The sequence below is a fragment of the Nocardia vermiculata NBRC 100427 genome (assembly GCF_001613265.1).
In the GTDB taxonomy this organism is placed as follows: Bacteria; Actinomycetota; Actinomycetes; order Mycobacteriales; family Mycobacteriaceae; genus Nocardia; species Nocardia vermiculata.
Genome location: NZ_BDCA01000001.1, coordinates 260,149 through 281,832, shown reverse-complemented (window position 1 = coordinate 281,832; position 21,684 = coordinate 260,149). Strand labels below are relative to the sequence as shown.

Here is a 21,684-nt window from a genome sequence, read left to right as displayed (position 1 = left end):
AACTCCTTGTACTCGGTGAACTGTTACTCGACGATTCTCGTTGCGCGGCGAACTCGCGTTACCGCACGGACCCCTGCGGCCTGGCACGGTGTGGGCCCGCGACCGTTCGAGTTCGGTAACGGCAGCACGAAATTTCGCTCGCCGCACCATTGCTCACAGTAACAGCGCATTCGGGCGGTTGCAGTATCGGCGGAAAACAGACCCCGGTGCACGATTCGAATAGTGGCGACGGACCGGATTCGGCCCGCGGGCATTTTTCGGCTCGATACCGAAATGCTCTGAATGTCGCACCGCCGGAATCGGACATCCTCGGCGTGTCCCGGGCGACGGTCCGGGCCGGGGTGGCCTGGTGGTGACCGACGTCATAAGGTGTTGCCGTTGGAAATGGCTGCTGTCGGGGATGGCAGTGGACATGGGTGCTACGAGTGTCGGAAAGCAGGTTCTATATATATGCGAGTTCGCAAGATGGCAGCCGGTGCGGTAATCGTCGCCGCTGCGTCGGGTGCGGCAGTAATGGGAGCGGGTTCGGCGTCCGCGGTCGCGGTGACGCCGCTGCCGGGTGGTGTGCAGGTCGATCTCAACCACGGTGACACCGCCTGGGTCAACCAGAACCACTTCGGCCGCACCATCGCGGTGCTGCCGCATCCGTCGGCCTCCTCGTTCGGGCAGGCCCTCGATTCGGCGGCCGCCCTGTCGTCGCGGTACCCCGACGGGCGCGTCGTGTTCACCGTCTACGGGCCGGTGGATCAGCTGAACGGCACCATGCTGGCGCTGAAGTAGATTTCAGCGTTCTGCGTGGAACGCATGTCGAATCGACTCGGTGCCGTCGAATTGCGGTGCCGTGCGTTTCGAATTCGAACTCGCCTCGGACTTTCGCCCGAGGCGGTCTCGGAGGCCCGCGGCGTAGTGGATGCGCTCGCGGGCGTCCGGGCCGATTGCATCGATATTTCTCTAGTTGCCCGGTGTGGTCCGCGCAGCATCAGCGATTGTCGAGGCGACACGAATGCCGGCCGATACAGAATCAATGCGGCCGACCGCCGGATTCGTACGATAGCGGGTCGTCACGGAGGAAGGCGACGGTGCCGGGGTATCGGTCCAGGGCCCGGCGTGCCGCATCGGCCTCCATCGCGCACAATTGCTCGTATGCGGTGATATCGACCCCGTGGGAGCGGGCGAATTCCGCGCGGGTGGCGATCGTCGCGAGGGCCTCGATCGCATCGCGGTGATCCCCCAGCACCGACTGGATCTTCTTCGCCCGCCGGGCCACCTCCTCGGCCGGGCCGTCGAGCACGCGTTCCGCGGATTCGGCGCAATAGCGTAATCGCTTGGCGGCCTTGCGGATATCGTGCAAACTCTCCACCCGGTCGGCGTCGTCGACCGCCGTTTCGGCTCGCACCCTCCGGTCGAGTCGGCGGATGTCGGCGCGCACTGCGGCGCTGAACACCTCCCGATCACCGCGTGCGGCACGGCGCCGGTGCAACGGCGGATCGGTCCGCAACCGCAGCAGCCGGTCGCGCAGGGCGGCGTAGCGATCGCTGTCGAGGGCATCGAGAACCGCGCGGTGGGCGTCGGTGTAGGCCGTGCGCTCGGTGCTCACCAGACGATGACCGAGGTGATGTGCGATATCGGGATGTTCGTCCAGCAGTGCGGCGAACCGCTCGGCGCGCACCTCGGCGTCGCGTGCGGTACCGAGTAGACCGGCGAGCCAGCGTAATTCGTCGCGGAGCGCGTCGATCTGCGCGCGGTGGAACACTTTCCGGTAGGAACGCAGCACCGAGCGCAGGCGGCGGGTGGCCACGCGCATCTGGTGGACGGAGTCGTAGCGGTCCGCGCGCACCTGCGGCTCCGCGGACAGCAGCCGATCCACATCGTCACCGAGAGCGGTGACGATCGCGGGACCGGCTGCGCTACTCATCTGTGATCCCGGAACTCGTCGGTGGCCTCGATCAGGTGGTGGGTGGTCCCGGGCTCGGCCGCGGCATGACCGGCATCGGGCACCAGGTGTAGCCGTGAACCCGGCCAGGCGCGGTGCAGATCCCATGCGCTCACCGGCGGGCACACGATGTCGTGGCGGCCCTGCACGATCACCGCGGGGATATGAGCGATGCGGTCGATATCGCGCAGCAGCTGGCCGTCGGAGAGGAATCCGCCGTTCACGAAATAGTGGTTCTCGATCCGGGCGAAGGCCAGCGCGAACCGTGGATCGGCCGCCTCTTCGACGCGATCCGGTTGTGGCAGCAGCGAACTCGTCGCGCCCTCCCAGCAGGACCAGGCCACCGCGGCGGCGGCTGCCACCTCGGGATCGGGGGAGGCCAGCAGCCGGTGATAGGCGGCGACCAGGTCACCGTCTCGCTCGTGTTCCGGGATCGGCGCCAGATACTTCTCCCACTCGTCGGGATAGACGAAGCCGGCCGCCCCGTTGTAGTACCAGTCGATCTCCTTGCGCCGCAGCAGGAATACTCCGCGCAGCACCATCTCGGTGACCCGCTCGGGGTGGGTCTGCGCGTAGGCCAGTGCCAGTGTCGATCCCCAGGAGCCGCCGAACACCTGCCAGCGTTCGATACCGAGCTGGGTACGCAGCCGTTCGATATCGGCCACCAGATGCCAGGTGGTGTTGGTCGCGAGATCGGCACCGTCGGCGATGTGTGGAACCGAACGCCCGCAGCCGCGCTGGTCGAACAGCACGATCCGGTAGGCGGCCGGGTCGAAGAACTGCCGATGGGCCGGCGTGGTGCCGCCGCCCGGGCCGCCGTGCAGGAACACCACCGGCTTCCCGTCGGGATTACCCGACTCCTCCCAGTAGAGCTGCTGGCCGTCGCCGACGTCGAGCATACCGTCGCGGTAGGGCTGCAGGGGCGGGTACAGGGTGCGCATCAGAACGCGATCCCGGAGGCGAAATCGGGCAGTTCCAGCGCCTGCAACGCTTCGTCGCGCACACCCGAACAGGTCTTGGTGGTGATGCGGTCCACCGAACTCTTGTCACCCAGCACCGCCAGGTTGATACCGCCGTTCTGCGCGGCCCATTCGTGCACCGTGATGTTGAGTGCCACCCGCCCCAGCGTCGGGCCCTGCACACGCCAGTCCGACAGCTGCGGCGAGATGGCGTCGCACAGCTTCTGGGCAACCGGGTCCTCGACCTGCACCGGCGTGCTCGGTCCCGGTCCCTTGTCGACACCGGACGATCCGCTGGGATGTGCGGCCGTGGCGGATGCGGAGGTGCCGGAATTCGTGGACTCGGCCGAATCGGTGCCCGAGCCACCACATCCGGCGACCAGTGCGGCGGTCAACGCTGCTCCCGCGGCCAGCCCGGCGCACCTCATCCAACGGCTCTGCGACATCTGTTCCCTTTGTTCGATTCCGGCGGTCACGTAGTGAACCTACAATTTTGCCATCCTCGACGCCCGGGTCGTTCCGCTCGGGAGAAGTTCGCCCGAACCGTGTCCGGCCGGCCGAACCGGTCGGCGGTGCGGGACAGGACCTTCGGTCCGGTATCGGTCCCGCACCGCCGGTTCTCAGAAGCTGTGCTCCGGTCCGGGGAAGGTGCCCCGGGCCACTTCCTGCGCGTACGCCGCTGCGGCATTGCGCAATTCGTCGCCGACTCGGCCGAAGTGCTTGACGAACTTGGCCGTCTTGCCGCTGGTGTACCCGGCCATGTCCTGCCAGACCAGGACCTGGGCATCACAATCGTTGCCGGCGCCGATGCCGACGGTGGGAATGGTGAGTTTATGAGTGACCTGACCGGCCAGCTCGGCCGGCACCATCTCCATCACCACCGAGCACGCCCCGGCTTCCTGGACCGCGATGGCATCGGCGATCAGCTGTTCGGCGCCGTCGCCGCGTCCTTGCACTCGGAAACCGCCGAGGGTGTTGACGCTCTGCGGGGTGAAACCGATATGCGCCACCACCGGGATACCGGACGCGGTGAGCCGGGCGATGTGCTCGGAAACCCGTTCTCCGCCTTCCAGTTTGACCGCGTGCGCACCACCCTCCTTCATGAAGCGGGTGGCCGCGGTGAGGGCCTGTTCGGGGGAGCCCTCGTAACTGCCGAACGGCAGATCTGCCACCACCAGCGCGTGCGGTGCGCCGCGCACCACGCCGCGGACCAGCGGTAGCAGTTCGTCGATGGTGATCGGAACCGTGGTGTCGTAGCCGTAGACCACATTGGCCGCCGAATCACCGACCAGCAGCACCGGGATGCCGGCCTCTTCGAACAGCTTCGCAGTCGAATAGTCGTAGGCGGTGAGCATGGCCCACTTCTCGCCCGCGGCCTTCCACTGCTGCAGGTGCTGCACTCGCGTCTTCCGTCGGGAAGTCGCCGGTGCGGCACCGTAGGCAGTGCTCTCCGCGGGAACAGTGGTGCCGGAAACAGGATTGTCCTGAGCAGCGGACATCATCGTCCCTTTCGTCGTTCCTCGAGGCCCGATCGGGTCCCCGGGTTGTTATGACCCGTCCAGTCTGCCACCCGTGCGCGGGCGCTTTTAAGCCGTGGCGGGGATGGGATTCGTCACACGCAGCCCGAGGAGGCAGTCTGCGTAACCACGGAGCCGCCGCGGACACCGCTGAGGGGTACAACGCGGGATGGAAGGATGGCGCGCATGCCCTTGTCGCGCTCCGGTCGCTTAGCCGCCGTGCTGGCCCTCGTCTGTGTGGCCGCCGCCTGCTCGTCGACGTCGAACAACCGTCCTGCCCCGCGACCGTCCCCGCCGAGTACGGCGGCCCTGCAGAAGTACTACGAACAGGTCCCGCAGTGGGGTGGTTGTGAGGGGTTCGCCGATCCGGGGACGCGCTTCCCGCAAGGCACCGAATGTGCCCACATCTCGGTCCCGATCGACTACGACAAGCCCGAGGGGGAGACCGCGCAGATCGCGATCTCGCGCCAACGGGCGACCGGCAAGCGGATCGGCTCCCTGCTGTTCAATCCGGGCGGCCCCGGTCAGTCCGGGCTGTGGATGGCCGGACAGGGGCAGGGCACACCGCTCGCGCAACGGTTCGACCGCATCGGCTTCGACCCGCGTGGCATCGGCGGATCCAGACCGCTGATCGAATGCTTCACCGCGCAGCAGTGGGATGCCGACCGTGCGGAGCCGCCGACCGACTACACCCCGGCCGGTATCGCCGCCGCCGAACAGGACAGCAAGGACTTCGCGTCGAACTGTACGGAGAAGACCGGCAACGAATTCCTGGCGCATGTGGGCACCCGCGAGGTGGTGCAGGACATGGACGTCATCCGCGCCGCACTGGGGGACGAGAAACTCAACTACGTCGGCTACTCCTACGGCACCCGTCTCGGCTACACCTACGCCGAGAAGTTCCCGGACAAGGTGCGGGCGATGGTGCTCGACGGTGCCTTGGACCCCACCGCCGATCCGGACCAGGAGTCGATCCAGCAGGCAGCCGGATTCCAGAAGGTCTTCGATGCCTATGCCGCCTCGTGCACCGGCCAACCGGACTGCCCGCTCGGATCGGATCCGAGCCAGGCGGTGAACCGCTTCCGCGAGCTGGTCAACCCGCTGTGGGACCATCCGGCGCAGACCCGCGACGGGCGTCCCCTGACCTACGGCGACGCGGTGACCGGCGTGCAGAACTCGCTCTACGACGAGTCCGGCTGGAATGTGCTGAGTGCCGGATTGGCCCAGCTCACCCAGGGGCAGGGCGATATCCTGCTGCGCTTGGCCGATATGTACGATGGCCGCTCCGAGGACGGCAGCTACGACAATTCCCAGGCCGCATTCATGGCCATCCACTGCGTCGACGATCCGGCCGAGAAGGATCGTAAGAAGACCAACGAACAGGACGCGGAATTCCGCAAGGCCGCGCCCTTCCTCGACGACGGTCACGCGACCGGGCAGGCCCCGCTCGAGATGTGCGCGTTCTGGCCGGTACCCAACAGCGGCTCCCCGCACGAGGTGTACGCGCCGGGGTTGCCGAAGACGGTCGTCGTCTCCACCACTGCCGATCCGGCCACCCCGTATCAGGCGGGTGTGGATCTGGCGAATCAACTGGGCGCGGCGCTGATCACGAACAAGGGAAACCGGCACACCGCGTTCCTGTCGGCGGGGGAGCCGTGCGTCGACGACGCCGTCATCGCCTATCTCACCGACCTCAGGACCCCGCCGGACGGGCTCACCTGCGGCTGACGCCACACAGGCGGACCGGCATTTGTTGCACGATGTAACACGGATTTAACCGCAGGTGTCCTACGCTCGCGCGTATGGATCGCCAGAAGGAATTCGTGCTGCGGACGCTCGAGGAGCGGGATATCCGTTTCGTGCGGCTCTGGTTCACCGACGTCCTGGGCTACCTGAAGTCCGTGGCGATCGCCCCGGCCGAGCTCGAGGGTGCCTTCGAGGAGGGCATCGGATTCGACGGCTCGGCCATCGAGGGCTTCTCCCGGGTCTCGGAGGCCGATATGGTCGCCAAACCCGATCCGTCGACCTTCCAGGTGCTGCCGTGGTCCACGAGTAAGGGGCATCAGCATTCGGCGCGCATGTTCTGCGATATCGCGATGCCCGACGGCTCGCCGTCCTGGGCGGATCCGCGGCATGTGCTGCGCCGGCAGTTGAACAAGGCCGGTGACCTCGGTTTCAGCTGCTATGTGCATCCCGAGATCGAGTTCTTCCTGATCCGCAAGGAACTGAAGGACGGCCGGCCGTTGTCCGCGGACAACGGTGGCTTCTTCGATCAGGCCGTGCACGATGCCGCGCCCAACTTCCGCCGCCACGCCATCGACGCGCTGGAGTCGATGGGCATCTCGGTGGAGTTCAGCCATCACGAGGGCGCACCCGGCCAGCAGGAGATCGACCTGCGCTACGCCGATGCGCTGTCGATGGCCGACAATGTGATGACCTTCCGCTATCTCATCAAGGAAGTGGCGATCGACGAGGGCGTGCGCGCATCGTTCATGCCCAAGCCCTTCGCCGAATATCCCGGTTCGGCCATGCACACCCACATGAGCCTGTTCGAGGGTGAGCACAACGCCTTCGCCGATGCCGACGATCCGAACAACCTGTCCGAGACCGCGCGCGCGTTCATCGCCGGGATCCTCGAGCACGCCAACGAGATCAGCGCCGTCACCAACCAGTGGGTGAACTCCTACAAGCGGTTGATCCACGGCGGTGAAGCGCCGACGGCCGCGTCCTGGGGCCGGTCGAACCGTTCCGCGCTGGTCCGGGTGCCGATGTACACGCCCAACAAGCAGTCCTCGCGCCGGGTCGAGATCCGCAGCCCTGATTCGGCCTGCAACCCGTATCTGTCGTTCGCGGTGCTGCTGGCCGCCGGGCTGCGCGGGGTCGAGAAGGGGTACACCCTGCCCGCCGAGGCCGAGGACGACGTGTGGTCGCTGACCACCGCGGAGCGCCGTGCGATGGGCTTCCGTGAGTTGCCCTCGACCCTGGACGAGGCGCTCAAGGCGATGGAACGGTCGGAGCTGGTCGCCGAGACGCTCGGCGAGCATGTTTTCGACTTCTTCCTGCGTAACAAACGCCGTGAATGGGCCACCTACCGAGCCCAGGTCACCCAGTGGGAACTGGACGAGTACCTGACACTGTGATCGCCTGGGGCAGCACGCTTTCCGTCGATCAGCCGGTCTCTGCCGAGTTCCGGCCCGCACAGGGGTAGTTTGACATCATGGTCCGGCCACCGACTGCACGTCCCGCAGTGCCCGGCGCCGGTCGGCTGGGATTGCTGGAGCCGACGGCAGCCGCATCGCTACGGGAGCTCGCTTGGGACAATGTGGACAGCGTCGCGCTGTTGTGGGCATTGTCGCGCGCCCCGGACGCCGATCTGGCGCTGCTCACGCTGATCCGCTTGCGGGAGGTGCTGGGGCCGCAGTGGGACGTGCTGGATTCCGCGCTGCGCACCGATATTCCGTTGCGCGGCAGGCTGTTCGCGCTGATCGGTTCGTCGAGCGCGTTCGCCGACCATCTGGTCGCCGATCCGACCGGCTGGCAACTGCTGCGCCGAGACCTGCCGAGTCGTCGCGACATACTCGACGATCTGCTCGCCGTGGTGGGTGCGGTGCCCGAGACCGGGCCCCACGCCACCGAGATGCTGTACCGGGCGGCCGACGCCGGACCGGAGGTCGTGGCGAAACTGCGCAAGCGATACCGCGATCAGTTGATGTTGCTGGCCGCCCACGATCTGGCCGCCACTGTCGAGAACGAGCCGGTGCTGCCGTACCGCCAGGTGGGGCAGCATCTCACCGACCTCGCGGATTCGGCGCTCACCGTGGCGCTGTCGGTGGCGGTGGCCCGGATCTGTCCCGACGAGCCGGTACCGGTGCGCCTGGCAGTGATCGCGATGGGCAAATGCGGTGCGTGCGAACTGAATTACGTCTCCGACGTGGATGTCGTATTCGTCGCCGAACCTGCCGACACCACCGCCACCCGGCTGGCCGCGGAGATGATGGGCGTCGCGAGCACCGCATTCTTCGACGTCGACGCGGCACTGCGGCCGGAAGGAAAGGCCGGTGCGCTGGTACGTACCCTGGATTCCCACCTCACCTACTACAAGCGCTGGGCCCGCACCTGGGAGTTCCAGGCGCTGCTGAAGAACCGCCCCGCCACCGGCGATCTGGAACTCGGCGCCCAGTACAGTGCGGCGCTCACCCCCATGGTCTGGACCGCCTCCGAGCGCCCGGATTTCGTCACCGATGTGCAGGCGATGCGGCGCCGGGTCGAGGATCTGGTGCCCGCCGAGATGCGCGAGCGCGAACTGAAACTGGGCCACGGCAGCCTGCGAGACGTCGAATTCGCCGTCCAGCTCCTGCAATTGGTGCACGGCAAGGTCGACGAAGCACTGCACGTGCAGGGCACCGTGGAGGCGCTGACCGCACTTGCCGATCGCGGCTACGTGGGGCGCGACGACGCCGCCAACCTCACCGCCTCCTACGAATTCCTGCGGCTGCTCGAACACCGGCTGCAGTTGCAGCGCCTCAAGCGCACCCACACCCTGCCCGCCGCCGACGACGAGGAGGGTCTGCGCTGGCTGGCGCGCGCCGCCCACATGCGTCCCGACGGCCGCCACGACGCGCTGGGTGTACTGCGCAGCGAGATCAAACGCAACACGCTGCGGGTGCGGCGGCTGCACGCCAAGCTGTTCTACCGCCCGCTGCTGGAATCGGTCGCCCGCCTCGATGCCGCGGCACTGCGGCTGAGCCCCGAGGCCGCGGTACGACAGCTCGCCGCCCTCGGTTACGCCGCACCGGAGAATGCCCTCGGGCACCTGAAGGCCCTTACCGGTGAGGTCGGGCGCAAGGGCCGGATTCAGGCGCTGCTGCTGCCCACCCTGCTCGAATGGCTCGGCGACACACCGAATCCCGACGCCGGACTGCTGGCCTACCGCCGCGTCTCGGAAGCTCTCGACGATGAGATCTGGTTCCTGCGCGAACTGCGTGACGAGGGCGCGATCGCGCAGCGACTGATGATCGTGCTCGGCTCCTCGGCCTATCTGCCCGATCTGCTGATCAATGCTCCCGAAACCATCCGGATGTACGCCGACGGTCCCAGCGGTCCGCTGCTGCTCAAGCCCAAGGCCGAGGATGTGCGCACCAGCACCCTCGCCGGTGCTGCCCGCTACGAGGACCCTCGTCGCGCCATTGCTACCGCCCGCTCGCTGCGCCGCCACGAGCTGGCCCGCATCGCCTCCGCCGACGTGCTCGGCCTTCTGGAGGTCCCGCAGGTGTGCCGGGCGCTGTCCTCGGTGTGGGTTGCGGTGCTCGAGGCCTCGCTGCAGGCCGTCGTCCGTGCCTGGGTGATTCAGCACGATGCCGACGCACCGGCCGATATCGCGGTGATCGGCATGGGCCGGCTGGGCGGGCTGGAACTGGGCTACGGCTCGGACGCCGATGTGTTGTTCGTCTGCGATCCACGTCCCGGCGCGGACGAGACGGTCGCGGTGAAATGGGCGATCGGCGTGGCCGAGCAGGTACAGCGACTGCTGGGCGCCCCGAGCACCGACCCGCCACTGCAGGTCGACACCGGACTGCGCCCCGAAGGCCGCAACGGCGCCCTGGTACGCACACTGTCCGCCTACCGCGCCTACTACCAGCAGTGGGCCCAGCCCTGGGAGGTACAGGCGCTGCTGCGCGCGCATCAGGTTGCGGGCAATCAGGACCTGGGCGTGCGCTTCCTGCATTCCATCGACCCGGTCCGCTACCCCAAGGGTGGTGTCTCCGAGGACGCGGTGCGCGAAATCCGGCGGATCAAGGCCCGGGTGGACTCCGAGCGGCTCCCGCGCGGCGCGAATCCGGCCACCCACACCAAGCTGGGGCGCGGCGGCCTCGCCGATATCGAGTGGACGGTGCAGTTGCTGCAACTGCAGCACGCCCACGAGGTGCCGGAGCTGCACAACACCTCCACACTGGACTGTCTCGCGGTGATCGAGCAGCGCAAACTGCTAGACGCCGAGGACGTGGAACTGCTGCGCGACGCCTGGCTCACCGCCACCAAGGCCCGCAACGCGCTGGTGCTGGTGCGTGGTAAACCCAACGACCAACTCCCCGGCCCCGGACCGCTGCTGTCGGCCGTCGCCCGCGTGGCCGGCTGGCCCACCGACGACGGCAGCGAATTCCTCGACAACTACATGCGCGTGACGCGCCGGGCGAAGACCGTGGTCGAGCGCGTTTTCGGGGCGTAGACAACGCCGAACCGCAACCGAAAAGGTGTTGCGGGGAACACTCTGCTCGCGATATCGGTTGATACAAAGGCATGCCGCGTGGTCGGTTACGGCCGCGCGGCACAGTGGTGTCGCTGTATGGGACATCGGTGTCGCTGTGTGGGACATCGCGGACCCGACACTGAGCCGGAACGAGCGTTCCGGATATTGTGGTGGTATACGCGAATAGTCGGGATCGGAGTACGTGAGATGGCAGAACTCGAGTCGGCCGTAACCGGTTACCGAACCTACCGGGATGCTGCGGTCAGTCCCACGCGCGCGATACGGGTTCCGCTGATCGCTGTGTTGCTGCTGGTCGGCGTGGTGCTGCTCTACGATGCCGATCGCGCATCCAGGGAAGGTGTCGACCACGCCTGGTTCGTGGCGGTCTCGCTGTCGGGTCTGTTCATCGCGCGCGGGCTGCATCTGCGGCGCCCGATCACCTTGCCGCACTTCACCGTCGCCGTGATCGTGCTCGGGGTGTCGAATATCGCCTACCGCGGCGATCACCACACCATCGGGTTCCTCTGCCTGGCCTCCACCGGCCTGATCATGATGTTGCCGCAGGGGTCACGCCCGCAGCCCGATCAGCGCCATCGCATCGCCGCACTGGTGGACCGCACGGTGGACGACCCACTGGCTCCCTTCGCCTTGCACTCGGCCAAATCCTATTTCTTCGGCAGCGATTCCAGCGCGGCCATCGGATATCGCGCCCGCTTCGGCATTGCCGTGGTAGCCGGTGACCCGATCGGCAACCGTGCCGAATTCGGCACGCTCATCTCGGAATTCTCCGATTTCGCCGCCGGACAGGGCTGGCGCATCGCGGTGCTGGGGGCGAGCCCGGACGTCAGTGCGCTGTGGCGCAGCCGGGCCGCCGACCACCACGGCATGCACGCCATTCCGATCGGTCGTGACGTCGTGGTGGATGTCGGGTCCTTCGACATGGTGGGCCGCAAATTCCGCAATCTGCGTCAGGCGGCCAGCCGCACCCGCAACTTCGGCGTGAAAACCGAGGTGATCGCCGAACGTGACCTCGACACCGAGATGCGCGCCACCTTGCTGGGGATCGTCGACGAATGGGGCACGGGCCATCAGACTCGCGGCTTCTCGATGATCCTGGACCATCTGCTCGACGGCAGACATCCGGGCATGCTCGTGGTGATCGCACGCGACGGGGACGGCCGGGTCGCCGGCTTCCAGCGCTACGGCTCCTCCAACGACGGCAGCGAACTCAGCCTCGATGTGCCGTGGCGGCGCAAGGACGCACCCAACGGCCTCGACGAGCGGATGATCGTCGACCTCGTCGAATACGGCCGGGAGCGCGGCGTGCGACGGATCTCGCTGGCGTTCGCGGCCTTCCCGGAACTGTTCGCCGACAAGGACCGGACCCGCTCGGCGCAGCTGATCTACGTGCTGGCCCGGACCCTGGATCCACTGATCCGGCTGGAATCGCTGTTCCGGTTCCTGCGCAAATTCAACTCCTTCGGCGATCAGCGGTTCGTGCTGATCCGCTGGCGCGAGATCGTGTTCACCGCGGCCGCGCTGCTCACCCTCGAGTTCGTCCCGCACCGCAAGCAGGACTGAACCTCGGGGCTCGAATTCTGCGGCGTTCGAATTCCGCTGCGGATGTTGCACGTTCGCGACGTCACCCGATTACTATGTGAGCGCTCGGAGACGGGGGGAGCCGCTGTGCGGAATCCGGATCTTCGTCGGTCCGGGCGTCGACAGTAACTTCGGGGAGGACAACTCGATATGAGAAGCAACAGGCGAGGCCGCTCGATGCGCGGGGCGTACTCGGTGCGTGCGGTGGCGCTGGCCGGGCTGCTGGTGCTCGGTGTGGCGCTGACCGGGTGCGGTGGCGAGACGAAATCCGGTGTGGCGCACGATGTCGCCGCGACCCAGGACGATCCGTGGGCCCTCAGTGGCGCGGCACCGAGCGCTTCGGTGCCCAGCGGCCCCCGCCCGGGTGTGCCCGACGCGCCCTTGCATGCGGAGAACGGCGATGGCGGGCTGATGGATCGGCTCGCGCTCAATACCCTGTCGGACCTGCAGGAGTACTGGACGGGTGAATACGGCAAGTTCTTCCCGGGCACATTCGACCCGGTCGATCGGTTCATCTCCTGGGATGCGGCCGCACCCCGGGAACAGGCGGTCCGTTTCTGCCTGTCGAGCACCTATCACGTGGTGAACGCGGCCTACTGCAAGATCAACAAGACCATCGGCTGGGACCGCGGCCGGCTGTTGCCACTGGTTGCCGACAAGTACGGCGATATGGCCGTGGTGATGGTGCTGGCCCACGAATACGGCCATTCACTGCAGGCTCAGGCCAAGCTCAACGGCTTCTTCGCTCCGGGCATCGTGCTGGAGCAGCAGGCCGACTGCTTCGCCGGTGTGTTCCTGCGGCATGTGGCCGAAGGTGGTGCCGCGCATTTCACGCTCAACACGACCGACGGGCTCAACGGGGTCCTCGGTGCGGCAGTGGCGGTGCGCGATCAGGACCCCGGTGATCCGGACAGTGTGCACGGTTCGGCATTCGAGCGGGTCACCGCGGTGCAGATCGGTTGGACCGACGGCACCGACGGCTGCAAGACCATCGACAAGAAGGAGATCGAGCAGCGCCGCGGTGGGCTGCCGACCAGCTTCGAACCCGGTGACAAGGAAAACCAGATGGGCGTCGACATCGACGGGCTGAATGTGGTCGCCGCGGCACTGCAGCGGCTCTATCCCCTGGCCGAACCGCCCCGGCTCGATTACTCGGGCATCGTGCGGAACTGCCCGAACGACACGGCGGTCGAACCGGTTTCGTACTGTCCGGCGACCAATACCGTCGGCACCGATGTTCCGGAACTGGCCGAACGGGCCGGAGATCTCCCCGGTGCCGACGAACCACTCTCGGCGGTCGTGGACGGTAACTACAACGCCTATGTCGTATTCATCTCCCGCTACCTGCTGGCGGTGGAACGAGAGCGGAACCTGTCGCTGACCGGTGCGGAATCGGCCGGCCTGCGTACCGCCTGCCTGTCCGGCGTGGTCACCACGAAGTTGAGCGATCCGGCCAGCGATCCGCGCCTGACCGCGGGTGATCTGGACGCCGCCGTCTCGGGTCTGCTCGCAGACGGTCTGGCCGCCGGTGATGCCGACGGCGCGGTGGTTCCCAGCGGATACCAGCGGCTCGACGCTTTCCGTACCGGTGTCCTGGACGGTGAGGGTGCCTGCCTGGCCAACTACACCTAGTCGATGCGGCGGCCGTGGGCAGTATTCGACTCACGGCCGCCGGTGGCATATCAGCCTGCTTCTCCGGGGAGCGCGTACAGCGAGCTCAGCGTCGCAGCGACCGCCCGTGCGGCTTCGGCTCCCTTGCCGTAGAGATGCTTGGTGAAGTACTCGAGGTGCTCGGTGTGCTCATGGAAGTGATGCGGAGTCAGTACCACCGAGAACACCGGCACATCGGTGTCCAGTTGCACCCGCATCAGCCCGTCGACCACGGCCGAGGCCACGAAATCGTGCCGGTAGATGCCGCCGTCGACCACCAGGGCCGCCGCCACGACCGCCGCATAGCGCCCGGTGCGGGCCAGTCGCTGGGCGTGCAGGGGGATCTCGAACGCGCCGGGCACATCGAAGACCTCGACCGTCTCGGCCGCATGTCCCTGCTCCCCGTACTCGGCGAGAAAACCCTCGTACGCCTGCGAGACGATGGACCGGTGCCAGCTGGCCCGGACGAACGCGATACGCCCCTGCTCGGTATTGCTCATTCCCCGGATGCTACTGCCCGCCGATATGGTCCTCCAACCAGCGCACCAGGTCGGCGAGGACGGCGTCGCGTTCGGGTTCGTTGAAGATCTCGTGGTAGAGGCCGGGGTAGCGGCGCACCGTGAGTTCGGTCCCGGTGGCCCCGGCCTCGACCCGATCGGTGGAGGCCGGGTCGGTGACGGAATCGGAGCCACCGTGCATGATCAGTGTCGGCACGTGCAGCGCGTCGAGATGCCCGAGGACGTGACGGGCGCCGCGCAGGATCTCGGCGGCGGTCCGGGCCGGGAGTTTGCCGCGGTGGACCAGCGGATCCTGTTCGTAGGCGCGCACCACCTCCGGATCCCGGCTCAGCCCGCTCGAATCCAGCTGCAACACACCGAGGTTCGGCGTCCACCGGCTCAGAGCCGGGGCCAGCAGGCGCTGCACGGGATTGGCGTCGTCGAACACCAGCGCCGGACCGGATACCGCGATCCCGGCGACGTCCAGGGGCGCCCGGGTGGCCAGATACAGCGTGATCGACGCTCCCATGCTGTGCCCGACCACGAAACGTGGGAGATGTGGAAAGCGCGTGCTCGCGAGAGCGAGCATGCGCTCCACGGTGTCGGCGGCGACGTCGATCGATTCGATATTGGCCGGTGCTCCCGCCGAGCGTCCGTGGCCGAGGTGGTCATCGGCGTAGACCGCGAAGCCCTTGTCGGCGAGCATTTTCCCGACCCGGTCGTAGCGGCCGGAGTGTTCTGCGACTCCGTGCACCAGCACCACGATCGCCCGTGGCGGCTGCTCGGGCAGCCAGGCCCGCCAGAAGACCTCTCCGTGCGCGGTGTCGAGTACACCGGTATCGCCTGTCATCGCCGACCTCCGTCCACCCTCCGCGCCGACCATTGTCGCCTAACGACAGTCCGCTGCGGTGACATACCGCGGCTCGGTCGTGTCGCGGTATGCCCGACCGGAGCCGCTCAGCCCAGTTCGTAGTCGAACCAGATCCGGTGAGTGCCGTCCGCGTCGACGGCCATCCCGCCGGTGCCGGTGATCTCGCTCAGCTCACCGGTGCCGCTGGTCGGCACGATCGTGAAGAATTCGGCGGTGCGGTCGCTGCCGGAGGTGGTCGCCGAATGCGCGAAGTTGAAGGTGCCCGCGAGCCCGTTGAGCGAGCCCTCGAACGATTCCATCGCCACATATGTGCCGACCCCCGTGAGCTGATCGAACGCGGAGGTGAACAGGGTCGCTGCCCGCCCTACGGCCTCACCCTCGAAATGCTTTTCCAGCCGGGCGATTCCGACGGGCGTCGCGGTCGGGATGTCCGGATCGGGAAGGACGTCGGTGGCGACGAAGGATTTGACGGAGAACGTTGCTGTAGCTCGCACGGGCTGAGCCTAGCCGCGGACCCCGGCATTCCCGGCATCAGCCACCGGCCTCGGTGAAGTGCGCCAGAATTCTGCGGTTGAACTCGATGAGCCGGGCATAGTTGGCGCGCGAGAGCCGCTCGTCGGTGCCGTGAATACGATCCAGATCCGCGGCGTCGACCAGAATCGGTGCGAAATTGCACCGGGTGGCGGCCAGACCGTCGTAATAGCGCGAATCGGTGGCACCCGGCACGATGCCCGTCGTCACCACGGCCGCGGGAACCAGCGCGCGGGTGATCTCGGCGATCACCTCGAAGACGGGCCCCGGGCCGGTGATGTCGGAGGGCTCCGAGCATGCCCCCACCGTCTCCACCGAGACCCGGGGGTCGTTCACCACGCGGCGGCAGTGGTCGAGTACGCCGCGAACCGAATCGCCGGGCAGGATACGGAAATTCACCAGCGCCTCGGCCCGCTGCGGCAGCACATTGGCCTTCACGCCACCGTGGATCACCGTGGGTGCGGTGGTGGTCCGGACCAGTGCCTCGGTCTGCGGACGGGCCGCCATCATCCGGGTGACCACCCCGCTCGCCACCGGCGCCAACCGCAGCGCCGACCGGCGTGGTTGGCTCATCGTGGGTCGCAGTCGCGCGAGCATATCCGCGATCACCGGCGTCAACCGCAGCGGCATCGGGTGGTCCTGGAGCCGGGCGACGGCCCGCGCGATCCGCCCTACCGCGGTCTCACGCCCCGGCATCGAGGAGTGACCACCGGTGTCGGTGGTCGTCAACCGCACTGTGGCCCATCCTTTTTCACCGAGCATCACGGTGGCGACGGGTGTCGTGGCGCCGTCTGCGACGCCGTCGGTGACGACTCCGCCCTCGTCGAGCAGCAGATCCGCATACACCTCGAGTTCACGCAGCCGGGCGGCCATCCGGGCGGCACCGGCACGCCCGAAAATCTCCTCGTCGTGGCCGAACGCGAAATACAGCGTGCGGCGCGGCCGGTGGCCGGAGGCCAGCAGCGCTTCGGCGGCTTCCAGGATCGCCGTCATCCGGCTCTTGTCGTCGATCGCGCCGCGCCCCCAGATGAACTCGTCGTCGACCACGCCCGCGAACGGAGGATGAGTCCAGCCCTGCTCGTCGTCGACCGGCACCACATCCTGGTGGGCGAGCAGAATCGCCGCCGTGCCGGGGTCGGTTCCCGCCCAGCGATACAGCCGCCCGTGGCCGAACCGCTCCAGCTCCAGGTGGCGGTGCACGAGCGGGTAGCTCTGCTCGAGATGAGTTGCCAGCCGGTCGAATTCGACCACATCCGGGTCGGCCTCGTCGCGGGTCACGGTGATGCACCGCAGCGCCGTGGCAAGGCGTTGCGCGGTGGCATCGTCGACATCGGCCGGAGCCGGTCCGCCCGGCGTCATCGATCGCCTCCGCGATCCGGGAAGCCCACCTGCACAGCCGGAGCGCGCAATACCTCCGGCGAGAGTGTGGTGGCGTGGCGGGCCATCCACTTGCCGAGAGCCTCGCTGGTACCGCCGGTGAGATCGAAATCGCGGGTGCGGGTCAGCAGCGGCAGCTGTGCGGTCCCCGACAGCACGCGCACTCGGGCGTTGGCCGGTACATGCGCCCACACCGTGTCGAGCACATCGGTGATCCGCACCCCGATCCGATGTCCGGCCGGCACGGTCCAGTCCTGGGCCAGCATCCGGATGGTCGCGGACTCGGTGACCGGGGTGATTCCCACGGTGACGACCGTCGCGTGGCCGTCGGGAGCGACATCGTAGAGTTCGGCGGCCACCGCGGCATTCGGTGGGCCGTCCAGATTCAGTGCGACAGTGGGGACGCCGGACAGATGCTGATCCGCCGGCAACGGCTGCGACAGCGTCCAGTACTCGCGGTCGGGCCCGGGAACCACCCCGCGATCGGTGTACTCACCGGGGTGTACCGGCATGGCCACCATCGCGGAATCGGCGGGTGGCCAGGACTTCTCGCTGCGCCAGCGGGCGTCCGGAGTGCCGACGGTGACCCGCGGCCCGGGCACCGTCACGTCGCGCTGTGCGACATACTTGTCGAAGAACCCCAGCAGCTCGCTGTCGAATTGCGGTGTGCCGCATTTCTCGTGGCAGTTCTGATGCCCCCACTGACCGAACCACGCCTTGTCCTCGGGCAGATTGTGGTTCTTCCACAGGTCGACGACGCGGTAGGCGCGGGTGTTGTAGTCCAGGAAGCCCTGGCCCAGAAACAGCGGGATATCACTGCCCCGGACCCGCTCGACCAGGTCACGGTCGTTCCAGAACTGGTTGTCCCGGTCGTGGTCGAGCAGCCCCGACAGGTACGGCTCGGCGCATTCCGCGGGCAGTCGTGCCGCATTGGCCCGGTATTCCGCGGAATCGGCCGGATGCCCCGGCGTCGAGGAGATGAGCAGATGTTCGAAACCAGCCATCTCAGCCGGCCGGATACCGTCCTCGGTGACCGGTTTACCGGAGAACTTCCACGAGATGCCGTCCATGTACAGATAGCTGTAGGGGTCCACGTCGGGTTCGAATGCGGCCACTGCCGCCAGCCCCTCGGGCCGGGTGGCCAGGCCCATGATTCCGGTCCAGGCCTCGTAGGAGGTCCCGGTGAGTCCGACGCGTCCGGTCGACCACGGTTGCGCGGCAGCCCATTCCACCGCGGTGCGCACATCGCTCTGCTCACCGGGCCCGCCGAAGTCCGGGCAGCCGCTGGAGCCACCGAAACCGCGCAGATCCACGATCACATACGTGTATCCGGCATCGAGGAACAGTTCCGGATACAGGTCGCGCGTCGAGGGACCGCCCTCCGGATAGACCTCGGTCAGGAACGCCAGATGGTTGCGGTACGGGCTCACGGTCATGATCACGGGTGTGCGCACGTCATCAGCCATTCCGGCCGGACGCAGGATATCGGCATGCAGACGCACCCCGTCCGGGGTGGTGAGGAATTCCTGGCGCCACTGATACGCCGGCGGCGGTGCGGCGGTCGCGGTGACCGGCACCGCCGCGGCGATCAGCAGGACGAGCCCGCACAGCAGACGCGTGAGGACGCGCCGTGCGCGGGGCGAGGGATACTCGAGCACCCTAGGACTATGGTTCGTGCGCGGGCGTTCGTCCAGCCCGCAGAACCGGGGTCGCGAAATTCAGGCGATCACATCGGCCGCAGGTCGAGCACCTTACGCAGCCGCGCGCGGTCACGTTCGAGTTTGCGCGCCTCGTAGGCGATCGGGAAATAGCGGATCCGCTCCGGCAGCAGCGGTGTGACCCGCGCGATCACCCAGCCCAGCCGGCGCAGCTTGCGCTCGTCCTCCGCGGTCCAGGTGAGTCCGAGCTTGCGACGCGCGGGCTCCGGGGTGGTGCCGACGGTGCAGAAATACTGCATGCGCCCGAGCGGCGACGCCGCGAGCTTCCACAGCGGAAGCAGTGGCTTGGGCAGCGATTTCGGCGCTCCGACGTGGCGGATGGTCTTCAGGTAGTCCCGCGCGGTGTCGGTGGCGACCAGGTGGTTTTCCACGGTGTCGGCGAAGAAGGCTTCGAACTCGGCGTAGGTCGCCGGAATCTCCTTGGGCGCCACCGAGAACATCCGCTGCAGCTGTACCACTTCCTGGTAGTACAGCTCCTTCTCCGCGTAGGTGAGTTCCGCCGTGGTGAAGTACTTCGACCCCTCGGTGAACGCGAAGGTGCCGGTGTGCAGCACCCAGGCCCACGGACCAGAGGCCAGTGCCGAATGCCGCTTGCCGTGTTCGTCGACAGTGTTGAGCGTGGCGTGCATATGACGCAGCCGGTCGGCCTCGGCGACGGCCTCATCACCGCCGTAGGTCCAGGTCATCACGGCGGCGAGGCTGCGCATTGCCCGACCCATCGGGTCGGTGCGGAAGGTGGAGTGCTCGTCGACGACCGCGGAGATGGTCGGCTCCATGGTCTGCAGCAGGAATGCCGAACCGGCGGTCAGGGAGAAGGTGATCAACCCGACCTGATCCCACATGCGCATCCCGGGCGTGATCGGCTGCCGGGGCGCGGGGTGTTTGTCGGTGTGCTCGACGCTGGCGACTGACGCGGTCATTCGTGATCTCCTTTGACCCCTCGACACGATGAGAAGATTATGTGCGAATCATCTCATTATGTCGAAAGGTTGGCAAGGACGCGCCCACAACCACGAGATGCAGCTGAAAAACCGGCCCGACGGTGCAAGACTGGTGTTCTCTCACCCATCCGAGGTCAGGAAGGAGGAGCCGGTCATGGTTCACGTCCACACCCACCCCTCACCGCTGCACAGTCTGCGCACCTATCTCCACCGCGCCATGGCCCGCCACGCCCTGACCTTTCAGGAACGCCGCAACCTCGACGCCGCACACGCGCATCCGGCCGTGTACACGGCATCGCTGGGCAGCCACCCGCACTGGTGAGCACGGCCGGGTCGGTTCACCGCACGGAGCCCGGTACGTCGCGTGTGGTGAGCACCCGCACGCGGTAGTCCTCCTGTGGAGTATCTCCGGTGCGTCCTCCCGGGGTGAGCCCGCGCAGCTGGATCCGATAGCCGTCGACGCTCACTTCCGTCGCATTCCGGTCGGTGCCGTAGGTGTGCAAGGCGTGCTCGGAGGGGCTGTCGCCGACCGTCACCTGGAGCGCCACGGTCGCGTCACCCGGCCATACACACTCCACGTCCTGCGGGCACCGGCTGTCGTCGGAGACCTGACGCACCAACACCATCAAGCGGTCGTCGTCGAGATGAGCAGTACTTCCGACCACCGCCGTGAACTCGGTGCCGAGTTGTGCGGTCAGCGATGTCGGCGGCGGTGGATCACCGGTGCCGCACCCGGCCGACACGACAAGTGCGGCGGACAGCAGCGGTAGGGCGCTCGCGGCGACACTCCGCCGGTCCGGCCGCAGCCGGGCGCCGAGGGGGAATCTCATCGCAGTCCTCGAATGCCGATGACAGCGCTACCTGCGCTCGGATGGGCGATCGTATGCCTCGATCGTAGCTTTCGATGTCGAACGGTCCTGAAGACTCAGCTCCCACGGCCCGACGTTCACATCGAAGTTCTTCCCGAAACCCACCCATTTTCCCGCCAAACGGGTGGCGGTCAGCTCCGAGAGTAGTTGGATCGCACCGAAGTACCGTGCGCCCTTGTAATAGCCGCTCGGCGCGGTCACCTCCGACCAGGTGCCGGTCGCGATATGGCCGTCGAGAGCCAAATCGAGCTCGAGCGTGCCCGCTGCCGATTTCGGAAGACTCCGTACGGTGAGGCGGTCGCCGTGCTGTAGCAACACGACGTAGTGCGACGAGGTGAATGTTTGATCTCGCCCCGAAGAGAAGAATTCGTACCGCGACAGCCAAATCCCGGAGTAGGTACCGGAACTCGGTTGTGGCGTAGCGGCGCCGGGATGGCGATCCTGTGGAACGTCCCCGATCGTCGATTCAACCTCGTGGCCGGCGGTGCCATCACCCGAAAGGCTTCGGCCTGCCATGACTGCGCCGAAGCCGAGGCTTTCGATAGGCAGCCGCATCACCTGCTCGAGTGCTCTGGCGTGCGAAGGGCGTGGGTTGACCGTCGCTCCGGATTCCCACCGTTGGACGAGCCGTTTGGTGGCGCTCAGGCATCCCACTTCGCGCAGTGCGCGGGCGAGGTCGTCCTGGCTGAGGAGTCGTGCCGTGCGGGCGGCACGCAAGGCGGCGTTCGGCGTAGCCATGCGCTCACAGTACGTGAATGACGCCTAAATGTCGCCCTATTTGGGTACCGATTGACGCCGCTTTCGTCGTCGCTTCAACAAGCCGCTCCGGTCGAAGCTGAGGTGGTATTCCGGCGCTGGGGTCGAAAGCCGAAGAGTCGTCCCCGGCGGCCTCTCTATCGGAACGACGGAGGGTGTGCCTGATGTGGTTGCTGGTCCTGTTGGTCGTCGGTTTGGTCTTGTTCACTGTGGCCGTGG

Annotated in this window: 19 protein-coding genes; 7 read left to right on the top strand and 12 right to left on the bottom strand. The window is 67.1% G+C overall.

What is annotated here, in order from left to right; genetic code table 11:
- Window positions 1-450: 450 nt before the first annotated feature.
- Window positions 451-780, top strand: a complete 330-nt coding sequence (locus tag NV2_RS01300; RefSeq protein ID WP_067867940.1) for a hypothetical protein — start codon at window positions 451-453, stop codon at window positions 778-780.
- A 241-nt stretch (window positions 781-1,021) separates the two neighbouring features.
- Here the strand turns inward: NV2_RS01300 and NV2_RS01295 are convergent, their stop codons facing one another.
- The 4 genes from NV2_RS01295 to panB all read right to left on the bottom strand — a co-directional run bounded on the left by NV2_RS01295 (window position 1,022) and on the right by panB (window position 4,394).
- Window positions 1,022-1,915, bottom strand: coding sequence for a CHAD domain-containing protein (locus NV2_RS01295; protein WP_067867937.1), 894 nt, complete (start codon window positions 1,913-1,915; stop codon window positions 1,022-1,024).
- Complete coding sequence (gene pip, locus NV2_RS01290; protein WP_067867933.1) at window positions 1,912-2,874, bottom strand: prolyl aminopeptidase; 963 nt, start codon at window positions 2,872-2,874, stop codon at window positions 1,912-1,914. The genes NV2_RS01295 and pip overlap by 4 nt, the downstream gene beginning before the upstream one ends.
- Window positions 2,874-3,368 (bottom strand): hypothetical protein, encoded by a 495-nt coding sequence (locus NV2_RS32075; protein ID WP_245662384.1) that lies wholly within the window; start codon window positions 3,366-3,368, stop codon window positions 2,874-2,876. Before NV2_RS32075 ends, pip begins: the two co-directional genes overlap by 1 nt.
- Before the next feature lie 144 nt (window positions 3,369-3,512).
- Window positions 3,513-4,394 carry a 3-methyl-2-oxobutanoate hydroxymethyltransferase gene (gene panB / locus NV2_RS01280; protein WP_084473762.1) on the bottom strand — a complete coding sequence of 294 codons (882 nt, stop codon included), beginning with the start codon at window positions 4,392-4,394 and terminating at the stop codon, window positions 3,513-3,515.
- A gap of 192 nt (window positions 4,395-4,586) precedes the next feature.
- On the opposite strand from panB, the gene NV2_RS01275 reads away from it, so the two are divergent.
- The 5 genes from NV2_RS01275 to NV2_RS01255 all read left to right on the top strand — a co-directional run bounded on the left by NV2_RS01275 (window position 4,587) and on the right by NV2_RS01255 (window position 13,887).
- A complete protein-coding gene (locus NV2_RS01275) occupies window positions 4,587-6,137 on the top strand; it encodes an alpha/beta hydrolase (RefSeq protein WP_067867931.1) in 1,551 nt (516 codons plus the stop codon).
- Window positions 6,138-6,211: 74 nt separating this feature from the next.
- Window positions 6,212-7,549 (top strand): type I glutamate--ammonia ligase, encoded by a 1,338-nt coding sequence (gene glnA, locus NV2_RS01270; RefSeq protein WP_067867928.1) that lies wholly within the window; start codon window positions 6,212-6,214, stop codon window positions 7,547-7,549.
- A 77-nt stretch (window positions 7,550-7,626) separates the two neighbouring features.
- Window positions 7,627-10,635, top strand: coding sequence for a bifunctional [glutamine synthetase] adenylyltransferase/[glutamine synthetase]-adenylyl-L-tyrosine phosphorylase (locus NV2_RS01265; protein ID WP_067867925.1), 3,009 nt, complete (start codon window positions 7,627-7,629; stop codon window positions 10,633-10,635).
- Between the two features lie 228 nt (window positions 10,636-10,863).
- Window positions 10,864-12,237, top strand: coding sequence for a bifunctional lysylphosphatidylglycerol flippase/synthetase MprF (locus NV2_RS01260; RefSeq protein WP_067867922.1), 1,374 nt, complete (start codon window positions 10,864-10,866; stop codon window positions 12,235-12,237).
- A gap of 168 nt (window positions 12,238-12,405) precedes the next feature.
- Entirely contained in the window at window positions 12,406-13,887 is a 1,482-nt protein-coding gene (locus NV2_RS01255; protein ID WP_245662383.1) for a neutral zinc metallopeptidase, read from the top strand.
- A 50-nt stretch (window positions 13,888-13,937) separates the two neighbouring features.
- On the opposite strand, the gene NV2_RS01250 is transcribed toward NV2_RS01255, so the two are convergent.
- The 6 genes from NV2_RS01250 to NV2_RS01225 all read right to left on the bottom strand — a co-directional run bounded on the left by NV2_RS01250 (window position 13,938) and on the right by NV2_RS01225 (window position 19,819).
- Entirely contained in the window at window positions 13,938-14,405 is a 468-nt protein-coding gene (locus NV2_RS01250) for a 6,7-dimethyl-8-ribityllumazine synthase (RefSeq protein ID WP_067867918.1), read from the bottom strand.
- Window positions 14,406-14,415: 10 nt separating this feature from the next.
- Complete coding sequence (locus tag NV2_RS01245) at window positions 14,416-15,252, bottom strand: alpha/beta hydrolase (RefSeq protein ID WP_067867915.1); 837 nt, start codon at window positions 15,250-15,252, stop codon at window positions 14,416-14,418.
- A 107-nt stretch (window positions 15,253-15,359) separates the two neighbouring features.
- Window positions 15,360-15,767: a DUF3224 domain-containing protein gene (locus NV2_RS01240; RefSeq protein ID WP_067867912.1), complete on the bottom strand. Its 408-nt coding sequence runs from the start codon at window positions 15,765-15,767 to the stop codon at window positions 15,360-15,362.
- Between the two features lie 37 nt (window positions 15,768-15,804).
- Window positions 15,805-17,163: a M20/M25/M40 family metallo-hydrolase gene (locus tag NV2_RS01235; RefSeq protein WP_067867909.1), complete on the bottom strand. Its 1,359-nt coding sequence runs from the start codon at window positions 17,161-17,163 to the stop codon at window positions 15,805-15,807.
- Complete coding sequence (locus NV2_RS01230) at window positions 17,160-18,839, bottom strand: CocE/NonD family hydrolase (RefSeq protein ID WP_067867905.1); 1,680 nt, start codon at window positions 18,837-18,839, stop codon at window positions 17,160-17,162. Before NV2_RS01230 ends, NV2_RS01235 begins: the two co-directional genes overlap by 4 nt.
- Before the next feature lie 68 nt (window positions 18,840-18,907).
- Window positions 18,908-19,819, bottom strand: coding sequence for an oxygenase MpaB family protein (locus tag NV2_RS01225; protein ID WP_067867902.1), 912 nt, complete (start codon window positions 19,817-19,819; stop codon window positions 18,908-18,910).
- 175 nt (window positions 19,820-19,994) lie between these two features.
- Here NV2_RS01225 and NV2_RS01220 point away from each other — a divergent pair, with 175 nt between their 5' ends.
- Window positions 19,995-20,162 carry a hypothetical protein gene (locus tag NV2_RS01220; protein WP_157102697.1) on the top strand — a complete coding sequence of 56 codons (168 nt, stop codon included), beginning with the start codon at window positions 19,995-19,997 and terminating at the stop codon, window positions 20,160-20,162.
- Window positions 20,163-20,178: 16 nt separating this feature from the next.
- Here the strand turns inward: NV2_RS01220 and NV2_RS01215 are convergent, their stop codons facing one another.
- Window positions 20,179-20,670 carry a hypothetical protein gene (locus NV2_RS01215; protein WP_067867897.1) on the bottom strand — a complete coding sequence of 164 codons (492 nt, stop codon included), beginning with the start codon at window positions 20,668-20,670 and terminating at the stop codon, window positions 20,179-20,181.
- 27 nt (window positions 20,671-20,697) lie between these two features.
- A complete protein-coding gene (locus NV2_RS01210) occupies window positions 20,698-21,447 on the bottom strand; it encodes a helix-turn-helix domain-containing protein (RefSeq protein WP_067867895.1) in 750 nt (249 codons plus the stop codon).
- Window positions 21,448-21,684 lie beyond the last annotated feature (237 nt).